We start from the raw sequence: 16,128 nt of genomic DNA, 5'->3' as shown, positions 1-16,128 counted from the left end.
CCCTAGACGGATGTCGCGGCCCACGCCGCCTCCGCCACCTTTTCCTAGCCGCCTGCTGGACGGTTAGCGCGCGCCGCCAGTCCGCATTTCAAGTTGAGAAAGCATAGGAATAGACCTCGACGTCCGGCGCCAGCTCGCCGAACGGGCTCTGCCCGCACGGACGGGCGAAGGGGCAGCCATTCTTCGGTCGCCGGAATCCCTGCGAGGCCGCGTAGACCGCCTTGCGGACCCGCATGATCGCACCCAGCGCCTGGTGGGTTAGCTGGGCCTGGTGTTCTTCGCCTCCAGACGGCGAGGCGCGCGGAGCGACGTCGAGGAGGCCCATTTCGGCGATATCGGACGCGGGCCGGCACGCGTCGCCTGCCTTCGGCAAGCCCTTGGAATGCTTCGAAAGATGGTCGGGTAACCGACACCCTGGACCAATGAAACGCCGCCGTCGGAACTCCCGGCTCAGCCCTACGCTTAGCGGGCCGACAGGGAGATCCAATCATGTCCAAGGACCACGTCGAGCGCGCGTTGGAGAGCGACGCCCCGCTCTCCGCCGCCGTCCATCAACGCGATGTTGGCAAGGAGGCCGCCGAGGAACGCGGCTGGCATGAGGCCGCCCTGGTCGGCCGCAGCGTCACCATCAACCGACCCCGCGCGGAGGTCTACGCCTTCTGGCGCGACTTTCGGAACCTCGCCCGGTTCCTCGAAAACATCGAGCGCGTCGAGGTCGGCGACGATCGCCGCTCGCATTGGGTGATAGAGGCCCCCGCCGGCCGCACCGTCGAATGGGATTCGCAGATCGTCGAGGACGAGCCAGACAGCCTGATCGCCTGGGAGTCGCTGCAGGGCGGCGACATCAAGAACACCGGCCGGATCGAATTCTCCGACGCCGCGCCCGGCCGCGGGACCCTGGTCACCGCCACCATCGTCTACGACCCGCCGGGCGGCGACATCGGCAAGCTGATCGCCAAGCTCTTCCAGAAGGAGCCGAAGGTGCAGGCCCGCCGCGACCTGCGCCGATTCAAGCAGCTGATGGAGACCGGCGAGATCTCCACCTCAGCCGCGCCCGACGCGGGCCCGCGCGGCAGCTTCTCCTGACCCTCCAGCTCTCGAAGGAACACCCTTAAATGCGCGCGCTCACCTGGCACGGCAAACACGACGTCCGGATGGAGACGGTCCCGGACCCGCAGATCGTCAACCCGCGGGACGCCATCATCAAGGTCACCTCGACCGCCATCTGCGGCTCGGACCTGCATCTCTACGATAGCTACATCCCGACCCTGCAACGCGGCGATATCTTAGGCCACGAGTTCATGGGCGAGGTAGTGGAGACCGGACCAGGCTCGACCCTGGAGAAGGGCCAGCGCGTGGTGGTCCCCTTCGTGATCGCCTGCGGCCAGTGTTTCTTCTGCGAGCACCAGCAGTACTCGGCCTGCGACAACTCCAACCCGGCCGAGAAGGCCGACATGTCGGAGGTGCTCTACGGCTACCCGATGACCGGGGCCTTCGGCTACTCGCACCTGACGGGCGGCTACGCCGGCGGACAGGCCGAGTTCGTCCGTGTCCCCTATTCCGACGTCGGCCCCATCGTCATCCCGTACGGGCTGGAAGACGACAAGGTCCTGTTCCTCTCCGACATCCTGCCCACCGGCTGGATGGCTGCGGAGAACTGCGAGATCGAACCCGGCGACACCGTCGCGGTCTGGGGCTGCGGCCCGGTCGGCCAGTTCGCCATCCAGAGTGCGCTGATCATGGGCGCGCATCGGGTGATCGCCATCGACCATCATTCGCACCGCTTGGCACTCGCCAAGTCTATGGGCGCGGAGATCATCAACTACCACGACGTGAAGGTGCGCGAGGCGCTGACCGAGATGACCGGCGGCATCGGACCGGACGCGGTGATCGACGCCGTCGGCATGGAGAGCCACGGCTTCACGATCGACAACATACTCGACGCCGTGAAGACCACCGTGAAGCTCGGCACAGACCGCACCCACGTCCTGCGCGAGGTGATCATGGCCTGCCGCAAGGGCGGTCGGGTCTCGATCCCCGGGGTCTATGGCGGCATGGCCGACAAGTTCCCCATCGGCGCCCTGATGGAGAAGGGCCTGTCGGTGAAGACCGGTCAGACCCACGTCCAGAAGTACCTGCCGCAACTCCTCGAAATGATCGGGGAAGGCAAGATCGACACGACCTACATCATCAGCCACCGTCTGCCGCTTGAAGACGCGCCCAAGGGCTACAAGATGTTCAAGGAGCAGCAGAACGAGGTGACCAAGGTCGTCCTGAAACCCGACTGACAGAAGGAAGCCGCGTAATGTCCCAAGACCTGAAACCCCTCGCCGTCGTCACCGGCGCTTCGTCCGGCATCGGCTACGAACTCGCCAAGCTCTGCGTCGAGAACGGCTTCGACCTGGTGATCGCCGCCGATCGCCCGGAAATCGCCGAAGCCGCCAGCGCTCTGCAGGGCATGGGCGCGAAGGTGGACCACCTCCAGGTCGACCTCTCCACCCCGGAAGGCGTCGACCAGCTCTACGGCCTGATCGGCGGCCGGCCGGTTGACTGCCTGCTGGCCAACGCCGGCCACGGCCTCGGCCACGCCTTCCTGGACGAGAGCTTCGACGACATCATGGGGGTGGTGAACACCAACATCACCGGCACGATCTACCTGATCCACAAGATCGGCCGCGACATGCGCGAGTGCGACCGCGGCCGCATCCTCCTGACGGGCTCGATCGCCGGGCTGATACCGGGCAGCTTCCAGGCGGTCTACAACGGCACCAAGGCCTTCGTGGACAGCTTCGCCTGGGCGCTTCGCAACGAGCTGAAGGACACCGGCGTCACGGTCTCCTGCCTGATGCCGGGCGCCACCGACACCGACTTCTTCCATCGTGCCGATATGGACGACACCAAGGTCGGCCAGGGCAAGAAGGACGACCCCGCCGACGTCGCCAAGACCGGCTTCGACGCCATGATGAAGGGCGAAGGCGACGTGGTGCACGGCCTGAAGAACAAAATACAGGCGGCCGTCGCCGCCGTGACGCCCCAAAGCCAGCTCGCTCAGATGCACCGCGGCATGGCCGAGCCGGGGAGCGGCAAGGTCGAGGTTCAGACCTATCAGAAGCCGCTCGGCTAACTCCTAAACCCGAACCCGTAAGGAGCGATCCTATGCCCCAGGGCGATAAGTCGAAGTACACGGACAAGCAAGAGCGCAAGGCCGACCATATTGCGGAAGGTTATGAGCAGAAAGGCGTCGGCGAGAAGGAAGCCGAGCGGCGCGCCTGGGCGACCGTCAACAAGGACGACGGCGGCGGCAAGAAGGTCGGCGGCTCTGGCCGTGGCAAGTCGACGGGCCATCCCGCCGCGCACAAGGGCGGGACGGCCGGCGGGAAGGCCTCGGCCGGCCGCAGCGCCGCCGAACGCTCGGCCTCGGCGAAGAAGGCCGCCGCCACGCGCAAACGCAACGTCGACCATCATCACGCTGAAAGCTGATGGTCACGGCTGACACGCCGTGCCTGACGGGCGGCTGTCTCTGCGGCGCGGTGCGTTACCGTCTGGCGTCGGCGCCGTTCGAGGCGGGCTACTGCCTTTGCCGGATGTGTCAGCGGACAGCCGGCGCCCCGGCATTGGTGTTCGCGACCGCGCCCTTAGCGGACTATGTGCCGATCCGGGGGCAGCCGAAGCGTCACCGCTCGTCGGACTTCGGCGAGCGATGGTTCTGTGCGGACTGTGGCTCGCCGCTCGCCATGCGCGCCGACCATCCACCGGAGACCCTCGACGTCACCGTGGCCTCGCTTGACGATCCCACGGCGGCCCCACCGGAATTCCACATCTGGACCCGCAGCCGGATCTCCTGGTTCGAAGTGGCCGACCGGCTTCCGCGGCGTGCGAAATTCCGCCCGCGCACGCCGGGTCTGGAAGACGGGTCGGAGCGCGCCGTGGACGGCGCCTCCCTGTAGGGATCGGAGGATGACCGACGGGCGCATCCGGATCGGCACATCTGGCTGGAGCTACAAGTCTTGGCGCGGGCCGTTCTATCCGCAGGCCTTGCGCCAGAAGGATTGGCTCAGCCACTACGCCGGACGGTTTCCCACCGCGGAGATAAACGCCAGCTTCTATCGCGTCCCGTCGCCGGCTGCGGTCGCAGCTTGGCGCGAAGCGACGCCGCCGGATTTCGTCTTCGCCTGGAAGGCGTCTCGCTTCATCACCCAGGCCAAGAAGCTGCGCGACCCAGAGGCGCCGCTCGCCCGCACCTTCGCGCCGATGGTGGAGTTGGGTCTCAAGCGCGGGCCGACTCTGTTCCAGTTGCCGCCGAGCCTGCATCTCGACCTACCCCGGCTGGAGAATTTTCTGGCTCGGCTCCCCGCGGGTCGTCACACCGTCGAGTTCCGTCACCGGAGCTGGTACGCTGAGAAGACGTTCACGACCCTCGCCGACCACGGCGTCGCGCTTTGCCTGTCGGATCACGCGGACGGCCCCGCGCCCTGGCTCGCGACCGCCGACTTCCTATACCTCCGGGGCCATGGCCCAAGCGGTCGGTATTTCGGCAGCTATCCTGACGCGGCGCTCGATCTCTGGGCCGAGCATATCCGCGGATGGTCGGCGGACAGCCGCGATGTCTACGCCTACTTCGACAACGACATCGAAGCCGCTGCCCCCGGCGACGCCGCGCGGCTGTGCGCGCGGCTCGCTCTCTAGGCTGCAGGACCGAAGAGCGCCGGTTGGCGCAGCCGCAGCATCTGCAGCAGCAGAAGGAGCTTGGCGTCGACGATCTCTCCACAATCGGCCTCATCGGCCAGCGCCGCCAGGGGCCGCTCGAGCACCGTGATCGCTTCGTCTTCGCCATCGGCGCCGCCTTCGCCCTTGCGGTCCGCCGCGCTATAGGCCGCCAGGAACAGCGTCAGCCGCTCGGTGGAAACACCTGGGCTGGACCATACCCGTCCAACCTGCTCGAGATCGACGAGCGTCAGGCCAAGTTCTTCCCGCGCTTCGCGGCGCGCCGCGTCGGCGGAGTTCTCATCATGACCGATCATGCCTGCGCAAGCCTCGACTAAATCCGACTGACCGGTTGCGACCAGCACCGGCGCCCTTGGCAGGCGGACCAGCAGGGCACAGCGTCGCACCGGGTCGTAGGGGAGGACCACGGCGGCGTCGCCATGCCGCTCGACCTCGCGAGAGACCTCCTTGCCGTCTAGCCTGTAGCGCACGCGATCGACGGAAAGATAACCCCTGTGGAGTGCGGAGTGACCGAGGATGACCGGCTTGGCGTCGGTCACGCCGCCGGCCGCTCGTAGGTCCCCACCAGCAGGCCCTTGGCGAGCACATGGCCTTGCATGGCCTCGACCACCGCCTTGCGCGACGGCGGGTGTTCGAAGCTGAGCTGCCGGTCCAGGGCGAAGACTTGGACGGCGTAGAGATGCGGCCCGTGCCCGTTTGGCGGGTCGGGCGGCAGGTAAGCGGCCTTGTGAAAGGAGTTGCGGCCGAGATCCTCTTCCAGCCCTTCGTGCTTAGGACTGCGGAACAGGCCTTCCGTCAGCTCGCCGATTTGCGGCGGCAGATCGAAGGAGAGCAGGTGCACGAACGGCTCCGCCGACGGCGCGTCCGGATCCTCCGCGATGAGGACGAGCGCGAGCGCGCTGCCCGGCACCTCGCTGATCCTGAGCGGCGGCGAAATACCGGGCCCGTCGGCCGTGAAGCGCGCGGGGATGGAGCCGCCATCCTTGAACGCCGGACTATCGACGCGGATCGTGTCGGCGACGCTGGCCAGGGCTGCGTCCTCGCTGACGATTTTGTCGAATCCGGCGCGCACGCCACGCAGCGCATGACCAACGCCTGCGGGAATCTTCTCAAGCATTTGTCGCACTCCGGCATGAGCAAAGGCGGATGGCCGACAGGCGTCAGCCGCGTGGGTTGAGGCTTTAACTCCCGAGGTCGGCCTTGAGTTGAGCCACAGCGAAAATCCGCAGCCGCCATGGCGTTGAGGAGATGAACCTGATGAGTGAGCTGATCGGTCAGCTGGGACGGCGCCCCCCTAGCCTTGAGTCCACGCACGTTCGCATGTCGCCCAGCTCATCTCCGAAGTCATCGAACAGGTTGGCCTTATCGCTACCGGCCGTAAACGAAGGGAGCTTTCTTGCGCAGAGGAGGGTTGGACGCGGTGCTTAAGGCGTCGTCGTACCGTAGATTTGGGACCCTTTGCCTCGGTACGGAGTTCTGCGTTCCCAGAGTTTGGAGATTTCCCATGCGCACCCCCTTGATGCTTTTCGCCGCCCTTGCCGTTTCGGGCTTTGCCCTAGGCGTACACGCCCAGTCCAATGGCGACGCCCGCGGCTTCGTCGAAGACGCGATCCGCGGCGACAACGCCGAGATGATGTTGGGCAAGCTCGCCGCGAACCGCGCCACCGACCCCAAGGTCCGGGACTTCGGCCGGATGCTTTATGAGGACCATGCCCGGGCCAGGGAACAGGCCATGGCCGTCGCCCACGAGGTCGGCGCGGATGCGGCGGAACGAGCCGATATGGGCGCCGAGCGCGAACGGGACAAGCTCGAAGAAACATCCGGGCGGCCGTTCGATCGCGAGTTCCTCCGCTACATGATCCTCGACCACCGCAACGACATTGCGAAGTTCAGCGATGAGGCGCAGCGCGGCGGTCCGGCGGGCCAGCTGGCGACAAACACCCTGCCTGACCTCAAGAAGCATCTGAGCGTCGCAGAGCAGCTAAGCGCCGAGTAACCTCGGCGCGACGGGCCGCGGCTGCCGGGTCAACCTCCATCGGGCGGCGGCTTACCCGCGCCGCGATGAAAGCGGCCGACATAGCGCTTGCCTTGCCAGACGTCGCAGCCCCCGGGGAATCGCACCCCCAGGGCCACTCGCGCCGCGGCCGCGTCGCTGAACAGCACCACGGTCTCGGGCGGCTGGTCCGGGGCCGTCAGCGCATGGAAGTGGTAGACTGGCACAGGCGTCCTCCCTGACACGTCTCCCGCGCGCCTTGGGTCGCCGACTCAACGGTCCGGCTCCACAGCGGTCTTCAGGCATGCCGCGGCCGAACGCAATCCGCAGGGCTGCAGAGCCTTGTTGGTCCGGGGCGCGGTCGGTCGCGCTATTTCGCCGCGATCAACCCCGGCGCCCGCAGGGTGTCCACGTCCGTCGCGTCGTCACAAACGACGGCGAACCCGGTCAGGCGACACGGTCTAAAGGAAAGGGTCATGGCCACGTGGGCCGCGTCGCGCCCGCGCGCGATCACCACCCGGCCGATCCGGGGGCGTGTTATGGCATGCGCCGAACGTATACCAGCCTCCAGATAGACCTCAAACCAGGCGCTGATGTCCATCGGCGCGTCCACCGGCGGAGTGCCGATGTCGGCCAGGTCGCCGTTGCAGTAGCGCGCCGGGATGTTGCGTTTGTTCGTCAGAATTCTCGTCGTCTGCATTTAAACAGATGCCTGCGCGCCGCCACCTCTTCAACCGCGTCTGCGATAGAGGCGCGCGGGCGGCGTCCGATCACGCATCGGCCGCAGTCAACCGTCCAGCCAATTGCCTTCCCTTTCAAGGACCTTCACCGGAGCTCGGGCGTTGGGTAAGGCAAGCAGCAGGTCCATCGCCCCAGCGATCGCGGATGGAGGCCCAGGGAGGCTCGCATGCAAAGTGACCTATCGTCGTCGATCGAAGTCGCAGATGCTCTGGAAACACAGTCCGCGGTCTCCTGGGGGGCCATCGTGGCTGGCTCGGTCGCCGCCGTGGCGTTATCGCTGGTCTTGATGGCGTTGGCGGCGGGCTTTGGGCTGAACCTGGCCGGTCCCTGGCCAGGATCCTTGGGCCTCATCGACACCTTCACGCCGATCCTGGGCGCCTGGATGATTGCGATCCAGGTCCTATCAGCCGCGCTCGGAGGCTATCTTGCGGGACGCCTCAGGACGAGGTGGACGAAGCTCCATGGGCATGAGGTTCACTTCCGCGACACGGCGCATGGGTTGCTGGTTTGGGCGACAAGCACCGTGGCAGGCGTCGTCATCGCCACAACCGTGCTTGCGCCGGCGACACAGCTTGCTCGACTGGACCTTGCGAGGGTTGTAGCGGAGGCGCCGGCGCCTCTGGCCTCTAACCCGGTGCTCACGAGCGACGACACCGCCACCCTTCAGCTACGCTTGGAGCGTCACCAGCATCTCGTGGCGCAAATCTCGTTCTTCACGTCCATGGGCCTGATCTTGTCGGCCTTCATTGCGTCCGTCGCGGCGGCGATCGGCGGTCTGCGTCGTGAAGAGATGCGCGTCGCCCCCTCGGCGCATGATGTGCGGCGCGCTTCGATCTAGCTTTGGTTGGGGGCGCTGACTTGCTCGGATCGAAGCGACATCTGCCAGTGAGCGGGGCTGCGCCGGGCGCGCGTGCAGCGGGTCAGGATCGGCACCTCAGTGAGCGCCGCCTGCGCCCACGACCAAAGGTCGGCCGCCCTGGCCACGGCCGGCGGAACGCCGCCGATAGGCGCTTCTCCATAGTCATGTCCTCGGGCGCGCTCGCACCGCACTCCCGCTGCAGCTGCCCGCACCCTCAACGAGCCAAGGCGGCGCTTGGGTCTCGCCCGCAGACCCCATCTCCTGGCTGATAAGCTGCAACAATCGGAGACGACATGGCGACCGGCTGGGCGCACGAGGGCGCGGTCCTGGACCAGATTGAGGACACCGTCATAGATGGCGTTCTCACCGCCCGGGCACGGCTGCCGGTGGGCGAAGGAACCCTCAACTGCATCGAATGCGGCGACGAGATTCCCGAACGCCGCCGGCTGGCCCTGCCGGGCGCGACGACGTGCGTGAACTGCCAATCTGGCCGCGACAGACGCGTCGCGGTCGCCGGCATCAATCGGCGCGGCAGTAAGGACAGCCAGCTCCGCTGACAGCGATGCGGTTTCGCGCCGCTCATTGAGCAGCACATCGTCGAGCGACGACGCATGCCGCAGGAGGCCTGGTGGTGGTGTCCTCGTGGCCGGCCCGCCGGTAGCGTCCCCATGGGCGCTGGCTTGAGGCCGCCGCAAGCGAGGGCCGAATTTGTGTTGGAGAGGGGATGGTGGTGCTAGCCGCGACGGCGGCGCCGAGGGGGCGCCTTTTAATACGGCTGGTTGGCGCATCGGATCGGTCATCTCGGCCAAGCGTAGGCGTGACGTTGCGGCTAGGCTCTACCGATGCGCGGGATAGGTGCGACCAGTGACCTCGCGACGTCGCCGCACTCGCCGCAGCTAGTGAGATGGCCCTGGCCCTGAGCCTGGTGCGATCTGGCTGCGGTAGGCGGGGAAATCTTCCGGACCGGCCTCTCGCCTGAGCGCCTGCAGAGTCGCAAGCGGGATCGGGGCCAGCTGGCTGCAGATGTCGACGAAGGCGAGCGCGGTGGGCCGTAGCGCCGGCTTGAACACCGTCTCCGGCGTGTCGAGCCTGGAGAACTCTGGGGCGTTGAAGCCGATGCGCTCGATCACCGGACCCATGTGCTCCTGGGTCATGTGTCCGCCTTCTCCGCCGAACGCGGTTCCGACGATCACCCGGTCGAGCTTCTGAGCGACCACGGCCTTTTTCACCATGTCTAGCAGCAGCGGCTCTCCGCGGGTGACATGCCAGTTCTGCGGCGAGACCAAGCCGTCGCGCACATATTGGCCGTTCCGGAGTTGGTAGTGCGCCGCGATCATCTCCATGTTCATGATGCAGCCGATGCGGTCGCGCATGGCCCAGAGCTTGGGCGCATGTTCCGGCAGATGGCCCTTGAGGCCGAAGTGGGCGCTGATCAGGAAGAACTGTAGGGTCTTGCGGCGGCTTCGGTGCGGCAGGCGTCCGTAGTAGTCGGCGAGCGCCATGACGCATGAAGCGCCGGAGCCCTCGTTGGTCGCGCCCCCGTCGTGGTGGCTCATGATCACCAGGGTCTCGTCCGTCGTCCCAGGGACTTCGCCATAGAGGTTGAAGCTGTGGCCCCTGCCGTCCGCCGGCTGGTCGTCGGTCACGGTGAGGGTAAGCGTCGCTCGGGCGGCCCCTGCGACGGTGGCGGCCATCAGCTTTTCGCCGGCCGCCGGACTGACCGTCAGGCTGGTCAGCAGGTGATTGTAACGCTTGTCGCCGTGGTATTCCTCGCCGTTCTCGCGCGGACGAAAGCCCAGCATCATCACGAAGCCCGCCGCGCCGGCCCGCGCACAGGCGATCAGGGCCGCGTCCTGATTCAGGATCGGGAAGCCCTCGGTGTAGGGCTCGTTGGTCAGGCTGTTGTCCGCGTCGGTGTAGAACAGCGCCTTCTGTTTTTCGTTGGCGTAGCCGATCTTCGGGGTGACGGCGTCGACGAGGGCGATCTTGCCGGCCAGGCTCACGATCCCCTTGCCTTTCAGCGTCTCGGGCCGACCGTCGCCGACATAGACCAATTCGCCGGTCACCCCCTGCGGTCCGGTGGGCTTGGCGTAGGGCAGGAAGGAACAGTCCATCGCCTGTCCGTTGACGCTGAGCGTCCACAGCTTGGGGAAAAAGACCTCGATGGGCGCGGTCTCCATGACCACATTTTCCAGCTTCGACTGTCTGAAACGGTCGGCGATGAAGTTGGCGGCGGCATGGTCCGCGGCCGTGCCCGGCATCCGGAAGCGATAGGGGCTCTCATCGCCGAATTTCCACATCTGCACGATCCACGAATAGATTTCGTCGTTGGACGGCATGGTGGGATAGGGGTCTTCGGCCGCCAGCGCCTTGGCGGGTCCGCAGGCCAAACCCGAGGCGGCGGCGAACGCCAGCCATTGCCGGCGGCTCAGATGTGGGGTCACGGCGGCTCCCGGGCTGTAGGCCTGCCTAGTTTTGCGCCCGTACGGCGGAGCGCGGTTGAAGCCTATAGCTCAAGCCGAACGGCGCAACCGGCGTTGTAGCTCACCTGCGCGACTCCGCACGGACGACTTCAGCAGCAATGGGAACCCTTGCAGGCGGTGCGATTTGCCAAGCCGACTCCTTTCCGGAGACCGAGATGTGCCGACTTCGACCCCTGGACCACCGGTCCCGACGAGCACGGTCGGAGGCCGTCCCACCGGCGTCGAGCCGAGTCAGAAGCAGGGCGTACAGAGCGGGACCCCAGGCCAGACGACCGGACGCCGACCGCAGCCGACGTGCCGCCGACGGGCGCGGGCGCGGGCGCCACCTCAGGCGACCCGGGCGCGGCGGCGGCGAAATCGCAGCCATGCCAACGGCAGAGACGAAGCGCGTTGCCGCCCTTGACGCGAGCGCCCCGCTAGGAGGAGTTGGCTGATGAGCCTTATGGGTGAGCTGATCGACCGGCTTGTGCGGCGCCGGATCAAGGGCCGCGCCGCCACGCAGATCCGCATGTCGCCGCGCTCCTGGGACCAAATCATCTCAGAGGTCGGCGAGCAGGAAGGATTTATCGCCTCGGATGGCCGTGTCAGGTCCTTCCTAGATATACCTGTCATATTGGACGAGGCGGCGGTCGGACTCGACCTGCGTTGAGGTGCGTCGCAGGTCCGGCTGCTGAAGGCGTGGATCAGCACCAAGCCGCCGCGTCGCCGCCGGGGCTATGGCCACCCAGCCGATGCGCCTCCGGCGGACGAAAACCCCGACCCCAAGGGCTTCCAAAGTTTTTTCTCATTAATATGAGGCCAGACTGTCAGTAGCGCGTTGCCGCCCTCACACATAGGAGAGCGACATGCGTAACACTTTGATTTTGGGAATAACCTTGGCCAGCGTCATCGCAATTCCGGCGATGGCGCAAACCGCCGCGGGCTCGGCGTCCGCAGCGACTGGACAGCCCGGCGCCGCCTCGCCCGGAAGCGCGCCAGGCGTTGGCGCAACGGCGACCGGTGCAGGCCAGACGCCTGGAACGATGCCGTCCGGCTCCACAGCCCGGTCGGGCGAATCTCCCTCAACATCGATGTCCTCCAGTCCCAGGGCCACTTCCGCTAGCGCTGGCGTCGGGACGGACGCCGCCGGCGCCACCAAGGCAAAGAAGCACAAGAAGTCGGCGTCGACGCCGAGCTCGGTGTCTGGGACGGTGGGCGGGTCGGCGGGAACGCAGACGGCGCCGTCCGCAACCTCGCCGCGGTGACTCCGTGGGCCGCCGTTCGCGATTGCGGGCGGCGGCCTTGGCCGATCGCAGCCCCTCACGTCGCGGGGCCCCAAAGGGCGCCGGAGCTCAGGGCTTCGGCGGCCTGATGTAGATGATCTTCGGTCCTTGTGAGGGGGCCCGCAGTCCGGCGAATAGCCCCGCCGCCACGCCCAGTCCGAGCGCTGCATAGGGCCGCGCGCGGACAAAGGGATCCACTGTCAAGCTTAGCGAGCGGGCAGCGCCCCGCAGCCTGTTTGGTCTGGCAGTGCAGCGGCGCGAGGTTGTGGGCCGGCCTCGGAAGGCTTTTCCGGCCGCCCATCGTGAACGGTTCCTCCACTCCAGCGACCACGAGAGTTCATCAGCTGTGCTCGCAGACCTTGTCCTTGACCCGCCACTATCTGCCGCCGCAGCCGCACTGCAAGGCCGAACTTTGGCCTGCGCCGGCCGTGTCGCGGATGTCTTGTCGCGGCGCCCAAGGCCATCACCTGAGAACGTGGGAACGGACCCGCGCGAGCTCCTTCAGAAGCTCGACGTTCGGCGCCGCCGCAAAGATCCGCGGCGGGGGCTGTGAGATCGGTTCCGCGAGGCTCATTCGGCGGCCATGGCCATTCCGGGACGGGTCCAGAGGTGGCGGCGGTAGGCCTCGAAGCAACGGGCGCCGCACGCCAGGCGGATCAGCGCCCCTTCCGCGAGGTGGCGCGCGCGGCTCGGGTCCTCGGCGACAAGCGGCCGCAATACATTGGCGATCCAGTCGTCGGAGTGTTTGAGGTCCAGCACCGCATGCAGTTCGAAATACTTCCGCACCACGGGCGGCAAGCCGAGTCGCTTCAAGCCGGCCGCGACCTGGCTCACGCGACTGGGCGCGGTCAGCTCGACGACGCCGAGCGCCCCGATCGAGTGCCAGGCGTATCGCCGGGTCGTCGCGAGGGCGGTCAGGGTGTTGGCGAGTGCGAGGGACGGCCAGACGGTCGTCTCGATGGCGGGGCGTAGATTGAGCGCCGCAGTTGCGCGCTCCAGCATGGGGCCGTGCATGCCGCCCGCGTTGCCTCGACCCATCTCGTCCCAATAGTTGCGCGCCAGCTCCAGCTTTGCCGTTGCGGGAACCTTGACCTGGCTGAGCGCGACCAGGTCTTCAAAGCCCGCTTCGCCCGCGGCCTCTTGGGTGAGAAACCACGTCATGGCCGCCAGATCGGCGTCCTTCGCGAGCCAGGCGAACAGGGGGTCGCCTTGACCTGGTCCCGTCTGCTTGAGCGCCTCGAACCAGCCAACGAAACCTTCGACGTCGCAAGGGGCGGTCGCAGCGCGCGCGGCGACCTGCCCGCGAAGCGTCTCGATCCAGAGGCCCTCGCTGCGTCGCATGTGGAGCTCTTGATGCAGCGCCACTTCCCAATCGTCGCTTGGCGATGCTGGGGCCAGCCGGACGTGGTTCCAGCGCGCGAGCTCCGCGTGCGTTCGGGACCAATCCACCTCACCAAGGCTGGTTTGCCATGGATCGGCAGCGGCCTGCTCAGTCGCGATCATCTGGTCTCTCCCGAACCGCATTCGCGAGAATCCGTCTCGCCGACGGGCTCAACAGCGGACGAGCCCCACCGCCCCTGCGGGTATCCGACCAGGGTCGCCGGGGTCTCGTCGCCGAGCGCGGCTGCGTTAACCCGCTACAGGTGGCCCCGTTCCCGCCAAGGGCACCCGTGCCGCGACGCCTTTCGGCGTTGTAACCTAAGTTATTTTTCGGGACAGCCGCTTGGCCGCCCTGGCGTCCTCTCAGGGCCTCGGGGGTCTGGCGGGGGTCTGGTCCGATCGGGTTGTAGTCAAACCACACCCGGCGAGCCGAGGCGGCGCCGGCTCGCGTGGTCAGCAAATCACGGCCGCCCGCTGGCCATCTGAGGCCCGGCTTTTACCGGGACGCGTCGCCTCGCGCGTCGTTCTAGCCCTGCGGCGGCGGCGCGACGGGATGCCGGTGGTGGTGGCGGCGCGGGTGCACGGCGCCAGACGTCGCGTTGTTGCGCGTCGGTTGCCCCGTATAGCCTTCCGGATGGACGCCATTGCGGTCGTTGACGATCACCGCCGAGCCATTGGTGGCGTTGTCTCCGACGTGGATGCCCACCTGTTCGTCGGGCGAGGGCGGGGCGGACGACGGCTGCGGTTGGGCGAGCGTCGGCGCCGCGATCAGGGCGAGGGCGGCCGCCGGAACGAGGAATTTGAACATGGTCAATCTCCGAACGAGGTTCGCCCCAAACGATCACACGCCCAGGGAGTTGCGCCAACTTCGCGCGCCGTCCTCTTCCGCGCATCAACATGCCGACTGCGCGGGGCGTCTTCGATGGTCCTGGCCCAGGTCGATGAGTTGAGCAGGACAAGGACGGCGCCGCGTGCTTTGACATGCCGGCGTACTTGCCGAACGGTGATTTGAGCGCGGCGGCCAGCGTGGCCGGATCGGCGCGAAGTCGCCGCATCGCCTCAGAAGGTTGTCCGATGGGACTGTCCCGGTATCTCAGCGTCCTTGAGGTACGCCTTCGCAACGACCCGCGGATCCAACAACTCATCGGCCCGCCGCTGGACGCGGAGGCCGCGGCCGACCTTCACGTCGAACAGGTGGCGGCGCTCTTCAGGAACGTTGCGCCGGCCGTGATCGCGGCCGCGGCGGGCGCCGGCCTCCTGGCGGCCCTGCTGATCCGCCTCGGCATCCTGCCCTGGCGACGGGGAACCACCTGGGCCGCTCTATATCGCCGCGGGGTCGGTGGCCCACGTTCTGCTTGGGGCGCTCTACCGTCGGACCCCGGCCCGGGGTCGGAAGCTGCATCGCTGGTCCCTGATATTCACAGCGATCTGCTTGGCGGAGGGCGTGGGGTGGGGATGGGCGCCTGTTTCGCTGGTCGGCCCCAATGAATTCGACAGCAAAATGCTGCTTATGGCGATCACCATCGCAATATCGGCGGGGTCTATACCGACCTTCAGTCCTTATCTTCCCTCGCTCCTCCTGTTCTTTGTGGCGGCGACCCTTCCCTATACGCTGACCAGCATCGCCGCAAGCAACCCGATGCAGCAGGCGACCGCCTTGATGCCGCCGCAATCTACAGATCGCTGGAGCGCGTCCCACCGTTCGATGCGAAGGCCGCCATCGGGAAAAGCGCGAACAAGACCGGCTGTGTCATCGGTCGAGCCGTCGTTGACGACGATGACTTCTTTTAGGGCTGGATGCGCATCGACCGCCTGCAGGATGGCCTTGATCCGATCGCATTCGTTATAGGCGCAAATAATGCAGGAAATCTCGCGCACGAACGAGTCGCCCCCCAATCACGCCCCCTTTGCAATCCGCAGGGGCGGACAAGGTTCCGCGACGACCTCGCCACGGCGCTGCTGGCGCGCCGGGATAGGGAGCTGCTTATGGACCAGCCGGGGATCAGACCACCACATCGCGGCTCGCAGACCAGTTGAATGATCGGTGCTGCGGGAAACCGCGCCACGACGGAGCGCTCGCCCTCTCGGACATCCACGTGGTCCCAGGTTGGATGCTGGTCGAGGAGGAGCTCGGCCTTTGCGAACGCCGCAGCGTCGTGCTGCAGATCGTAGGCCTCGAACGAGCTGGACGCCCCTCGCGGGTGCAGCAGTAGAAGGTGCACATTGGCATGTTCTGCCCCGATGCCATTGGAGCGCCGGCCTGCGCCTAGCCTGAACTTTCACAACGCATTTAGCTGGAAAGGGTCGGCGGACTGCGACTGACCCCCATCAGGCCGATGGTGCTTTAGACTATGGCGCTGCGGCATTGCCGGAGGATGAAGCCAGAGGAGGACGTCTAGCCAAAGCGCTGATCGCCGACGGTGCTATTCGTTGGCGCCAGTGGCCCTCTCAAGCGCATCTGAAATCGTGTGCGCCAAATCCTCCATGTTGAATGGCTTGCGCAGTATCGGGGTGGGCAAAGTTCGAAAGGCCTATCGATTGACGCCTGCCGGCGCCGATCTCCTGCTGGTGCTCCAGGCGCTGTCCGCCTGGGGTGAGGTACACATCCCGGGCCGCTGGCGGACGCCGGACTGGTTCAAGGCAGCTCGCGCGGAAGATTTCCTGCGGGCTGGAGATGACTGTCCA

General features: G+C 66.7%; 20 protein-coding genes and 1 pseudogene. 11 read left to right on the top strand and 10 right to left on the bottom strand.

Annotation, left to right across the window (positions count from 1 at the left end; all coding sequences use genetic code 11):
- Positions 1–88: 88 nt before the first annotated feature.
- On the bottom strand, positions 89–373 hold the full coding sequence (locus E8A49_RS15035) for a hypothetical protein (RefSeq protein ID WP_293382906.1): 285 nt from the start codon (positions 371–373) through the stop codon (positions 89–91).
- 116 nt (positions 374–489) lie between these two features.
- Between E8A49_RS15035 and E8A49_RS15030 the strand changes: the two genes are divergently transcribed.
- The 6 genes from E8A49_RS15030 to E8A49_RS15005 are packed head-to-tail and all read left to right on the top strand — an operon-like array spanning position 490 to position 4,686.
- Positions 490–1,086: an SRPBCC family protein gene (locus E8A49_RS15030; RefSeq protein WP_293382903.1), complete on the top strand. Its 597-nt coding sequence runs from the start codon at positions 490–492 to the stop codon at positions 1,084–1,086.
- 29 nt (positions 1,087–1,115) lie between these two features.
- The gene (locus E8A49_RS15025) at positions 1,116–2,288 is read left to right on the top strand and encodes a zinc-dependent alcohol dehydrogenase (RefSeq protein WP_293382900.1); all 1,173 of its coding nucleotides are present in this window, start codon (positions 1,116–1,118) and stop codon (positions 2,286–2,288) included.
- A 17-nt stretch (positions 2,289–2,305) separates the two neighbouring features.
- Positions 2,306–3,124, top strand: a complete 819-nt coding sequence (locus E8A49_RS15020) for an SDR family NAD(P)-dependent oxidoreductase (protein WP_293382897.1) — start codon at positions 2,306–2,308, stop codon at positions 3,122–3,124.
- Positions 3,125–3,156: 32 nt separating this feature from the next.
- Positions 3,157–3,480, top strand: coding sequence for a plasmid stabilization protein (locus tag E8A49_RS15015; protein WP_293382894.1), 324 nt, complete (start codon positions 3,157–3,159; stop codon positions 3,478–3,480).
- Entirely contained in the window at positions 3,480–3,947 is a 468-nt protein-coding gene (locus tag E8A49_RS15010) for a GFA family protein (RefSeq protein WP_293382891.1), read from the top strand. Before E8A49_RS15015 ends, E8A49_RS15010 begins: the two co-directional genes overlap by 1 nt.
- A gap of 10 nt (positions 3,948–3,957) precedes the next feature.
- Positions 3,958–4,686: a DUF72 domain-containing protein gene (locus E8A49_RS15005; protein ID WP_293382888.1), complete on the top strand. Its 729-nt coding sequence runs from the start codon at positions 3,958–3,960 to the stop codon at positions 4,684–4,686.
- Here the strand turns inward: E8A49_RS15005 and E8A49_RS15000 are convergent.
- Positions 4,683–5,264 (bottom strand): NUDIX hydrolase, encoded by a 582-nt coding sequence (locus E8A49_RS15000; RefSeq protein ID WP_293382885.1) that lies wholly within the window; start codon positions 5,262–5,264, stop codon positions 4,683–4,685. The two genes, E8A49_RS15005 and E8A49_RS15000, sit on opposite strands and share 4 nt — an antisense overlap.
- A complete protein-coding gene (locus tag E8A49_RS14995) occupies positions 5,261–5,842 on the bottom strand; it encodes a YbhB/YbcL family Raf kinase inhibitor-like protein (RefSeq protein WP_293382882.1) in 582 nt (193 codons plus the stop codon). Before E8A49_RS14995 ends, E8A49_RS15000 begins: the two co-directional genes overlap by 4 nt.
- Positions 5,843–6,229: 387 nt before the next feature.
- On the opposite strand from E8A49_RS14995, the gene E8A49_RS14990 reads away from it, so the two are divergent.
- Positions 6,230–6,721 carry a DUF4142 domain-containing protein gene (locus tag E8A49_RS14990; protein ID WP_293382879.1) on the top strand — a complete coding sequence of 164 codons (492 nt, stop codon included), beginning with the start codon at positions 6,230–6,232 and terminating at the stop codon, positions 6,719–6,721.
- Between the two features lie 29 nt (positions 6,722–6,750).
- On the opposite strand, the gene E8A49_RS14985 is transcribed toward E8A49_RS14990, so the two are convergent.
- Both E8A49_RS14985 and E8A49_RS14980 read right to left on the bottom strand, forming a co-directional pair.
- Positions 6,751–6,945 carry a hypothetical protein gene (locus E8A49_RS14985; protein ID WP_293382876.1) on the bottom strand — a complete coding sequence of 65 codons (195 nt, stop codon included), beginning with the start codon at positions 6,943–6,945 and terminating at the stop codon, positions 6,751–6,753.
- 143 nt (positions 6,946–7,088) lie between these two features.
- Positions 7,089–7,418 carry a hypothetical protein gene (locus E8A49_RS14980; protein WP_293382873.1) on the bottom strand — a complete coding sequence of 110 codons (330 nt, stop codon included), beginning with the start codon at positions 7,416–7,418 and terminating at the stop codon, positions 7,089–7,091.
- Between the two features lie 207 nt (positions 7,419–7,625).
- On the opposite strand from E8A49_RS14980, the gene E8A49_RS14975 reads away from it, so the two are divergent.
- Together E8A49_RS14975 and E8A49_RS14970 are read left to right on the top strand one after the other, a co-directional pair.
- Positions 7,626–8,297, top strand: a complete 672-nt coding sequence (locus E8A49_RS14975) for a hypothetical protein (RefSeq protein WP_293382870.1) — start codon at positions 7,626–7,628, stop codon at positions 8,295–8,297.
- A gap of 314 nt (positions 8,298–8,611) precedes the next feature.
- Complete coding sequence (locus E8A49_RS14970) at positions 8,612–8,875, top strand: DksA/TraR family C4-type zinc finger protein (protein ID WP_293382867.1); 264 nt, start codon at positions 8,612–8,614, stop codon at positions 8,873–8,875.
- 339 nt (positions 8,876–9,214) lie between these two features.
- Here the strand turns inward: E8A49_RS14970 and E8A49_RS14965 are convergent, their stop codons facing one another.
- On the bottom strand, positions 9,215–10,762 hold the full coding sequence (locus E8A49_RS14965) for a hypothetical protein (protein ID WP_293382864.1): 1,548 nt from the start codon (positions 10,760–10,762) through the stop codon (positions 9,215–9,217).
- 472 nt (positions 10,763–11,234) lie between these two features.
- On the opposite strand from E8A49_RS14965, the gene E8A49_RS14960 reads away from it, so the two are divergent.
- Entirely contained in the window at positions 11,235–11,450 is a 216-nt protein-coding gene (locus tag E8A49_RS14960) for a hypothetical protein (protein WP_293382861.1), read from the top strand.
- Between the two features lie 177 nt (positions 11,451–11,627).
- On the opposite strand, the gene E8A49_RS14955 is transcribed toward E8A49_RS14960, so the two are convergent.
- The 4 genes from E8A49_RS14955 to E8A49_RS14940 form a co-directional block, all read right to left on the bottom strand.
- Positions 11,628–11,894, bottom strand: coding sequence for a hypothetical protein (locus E8A49_RS14955; protein WP_293382858.1), 267 nt, complete (start codon positions 11,892–11,894; stop codon positions 11,628–11,630).
- Between the two features lie 739 nt (positions 11,895–12,633).
- Entirely contained in the window at positions 12,634–13,566 is a 933-nt protein-coding gene (locus E8A49_RS14950) for an iron-containing redox enzyme family protein (protein ID WP_293382855.1), read from the bottom strand.
- Between the two features lie 403 nt (positions 13,567–13,969).
- Positions 13,970–14,251 carry a hypothetical protein gene (locus tag E8A49_RS14945; protein WP_293382852.1) on the bottom strand — a complete coding sequence of 94 codons (282 nt, stop codon included), beginning with the start codon at positions 14,249–14,251 and terminating at the stop codon, positions 13,970–13,972.
- Positions 14,252–15,048: 797 nt separating this feature from the next.
- The gene (locus E8A49_RS14940) at positions 15,049–15,321 is read right to left on the bottom strand and encodes a glycosyltransferase (RefSeq protein WP_293382849.1); all 273 of its coding nucleotides are present in this window, start codon (positions 15,319–15,321) and stop codon (positions 15,049–15,051) included.
- Positions 15,322–15,927: 606 nt separating this feature from the next.
- Here E8A49_RS14940 and E8A49_RS14935 point away from each other — a divergent pair.
- Positions 15,928–16,128, top strand: a pseudogene (locus E8A49_RS14935) (hypothetical protein); the annotation flags it as partial.

The sequence above is a fragment of the Phenylobacterium sp. genome (assembly GCF_004799515.1).
Classification (GTDB): Bacteria; Pseudomonadota; Alphaproteobacteria; order Caulobacterales; family Caulobacteraceae; genus Phenylobacterium.
Note: the sequence above shows the minus strand (reverse complement) of the source record. Positions and strands in the feature narration are given on the sequence as shown.

Excerpts from the sequence above, each read along its gene's own strand:
- E8A49_RS15030 (WP_293382903.1), top strand. The coding sequence starts at position 490 with ATGTCCAAGGACCACGTCGAGCGCGCGTTGGAGAGCGACGCCCCGCTC.
- E8A49_RS15025 (WP_293382900.1), top strand. The coding sequence starts at position 1,116 with ATGCGCGCGCTCACCTGGCACGGCAAACACGACGTCCGGATGGAGACG.
- E8A49_RS15020 (WP_293382897.1), top strand. The coding sequence starts at position 2,306 with ATGTCCCAAGACCTGAAACCCCTCGCCGTCGTCACCGGCGCTTCGTCC.
- E8A49_RS15015 (WP_293382894.1), top strand. The coding sequence starts at position 3,157 with ATGCCCCAGGGCGATAAGTCGAAGTACACGGACAAGCAAGAGCGCAAG.
- E8A49_RS15010 (WP_293382891.1), top strand. The coding sequence starts at position 3,480 with ATGGTCACGGCTGACACGCCGTGCCTGACGGGCGGCTGTCTCTGCGGC.
- E8A49_RS15005 (WP_293382888.1), top strand. The coding sequence starts at position 3,958 with ATGACCGACGGGCGCATCCGGATCGGCACATCTGGCTGGAGCTACAAG.
- E8A49_RS14995 (WP_293382882.1), bottom strand. The coding sequence starts at position 5,842 with ATGCTTGAGAAGATTCCCGCAGGCGTTGGTCATGCGCTGCGTGGCGTG.
- E8A49_RS14990 (WP_293382879.1), top strand. The coding sequence starts at position 6,230 with ATGCGCACCCCCTTGATGCTTTTCGCCGCCCTTGCCGTTTCGGGCTTT.
- E8A49_RS14980 (WP_293382873.1), bottom strand. The coding sequence starts at position 7,418 with ATGCAGACGACGAGAATTCTGACGAACAAACGCAACATCCCGGCGCGC.
- E8A49_RS14975 (WP_293382870.1), top strand. The coding sequence starts at position 7,626 with ATGCAAAGTGACCTATCGTCGTCGATCGAAGTCGCAGATGCTCTGGAA.
- E8A49_RS14970 (WP_293382867.1), top strand. The coding sequence starts at position 8,612 with ATGGCGACCGGCTGGGCGCACGAGGGCGCGGTCCTGGACCAGATTGAG.
- E8A49_RS14960 (WP_293382861.1), top strand. The coding sequence starts at position 11,235 with ATGAGCCTTATGGGTGAGCTGATCGACCGGCTTGTGCGGCGCCGGATC.
- E8A49_RS14950 (WP_293382855.1), bottom strand. The coding sequence starts at position 13,566 with ATGATCGCGACTGAGCAGGCCGCTGCCGATCCATGGCAAACCAGCCTT.
- E8A49_RS14945 (WP_293382852.1), bottom strand. The coding sequence starts at position 14,251 with ATGTTCAAATTCCTCGTTCCGGCGGCCGCCCTCGCCCTGATCGCGGCG.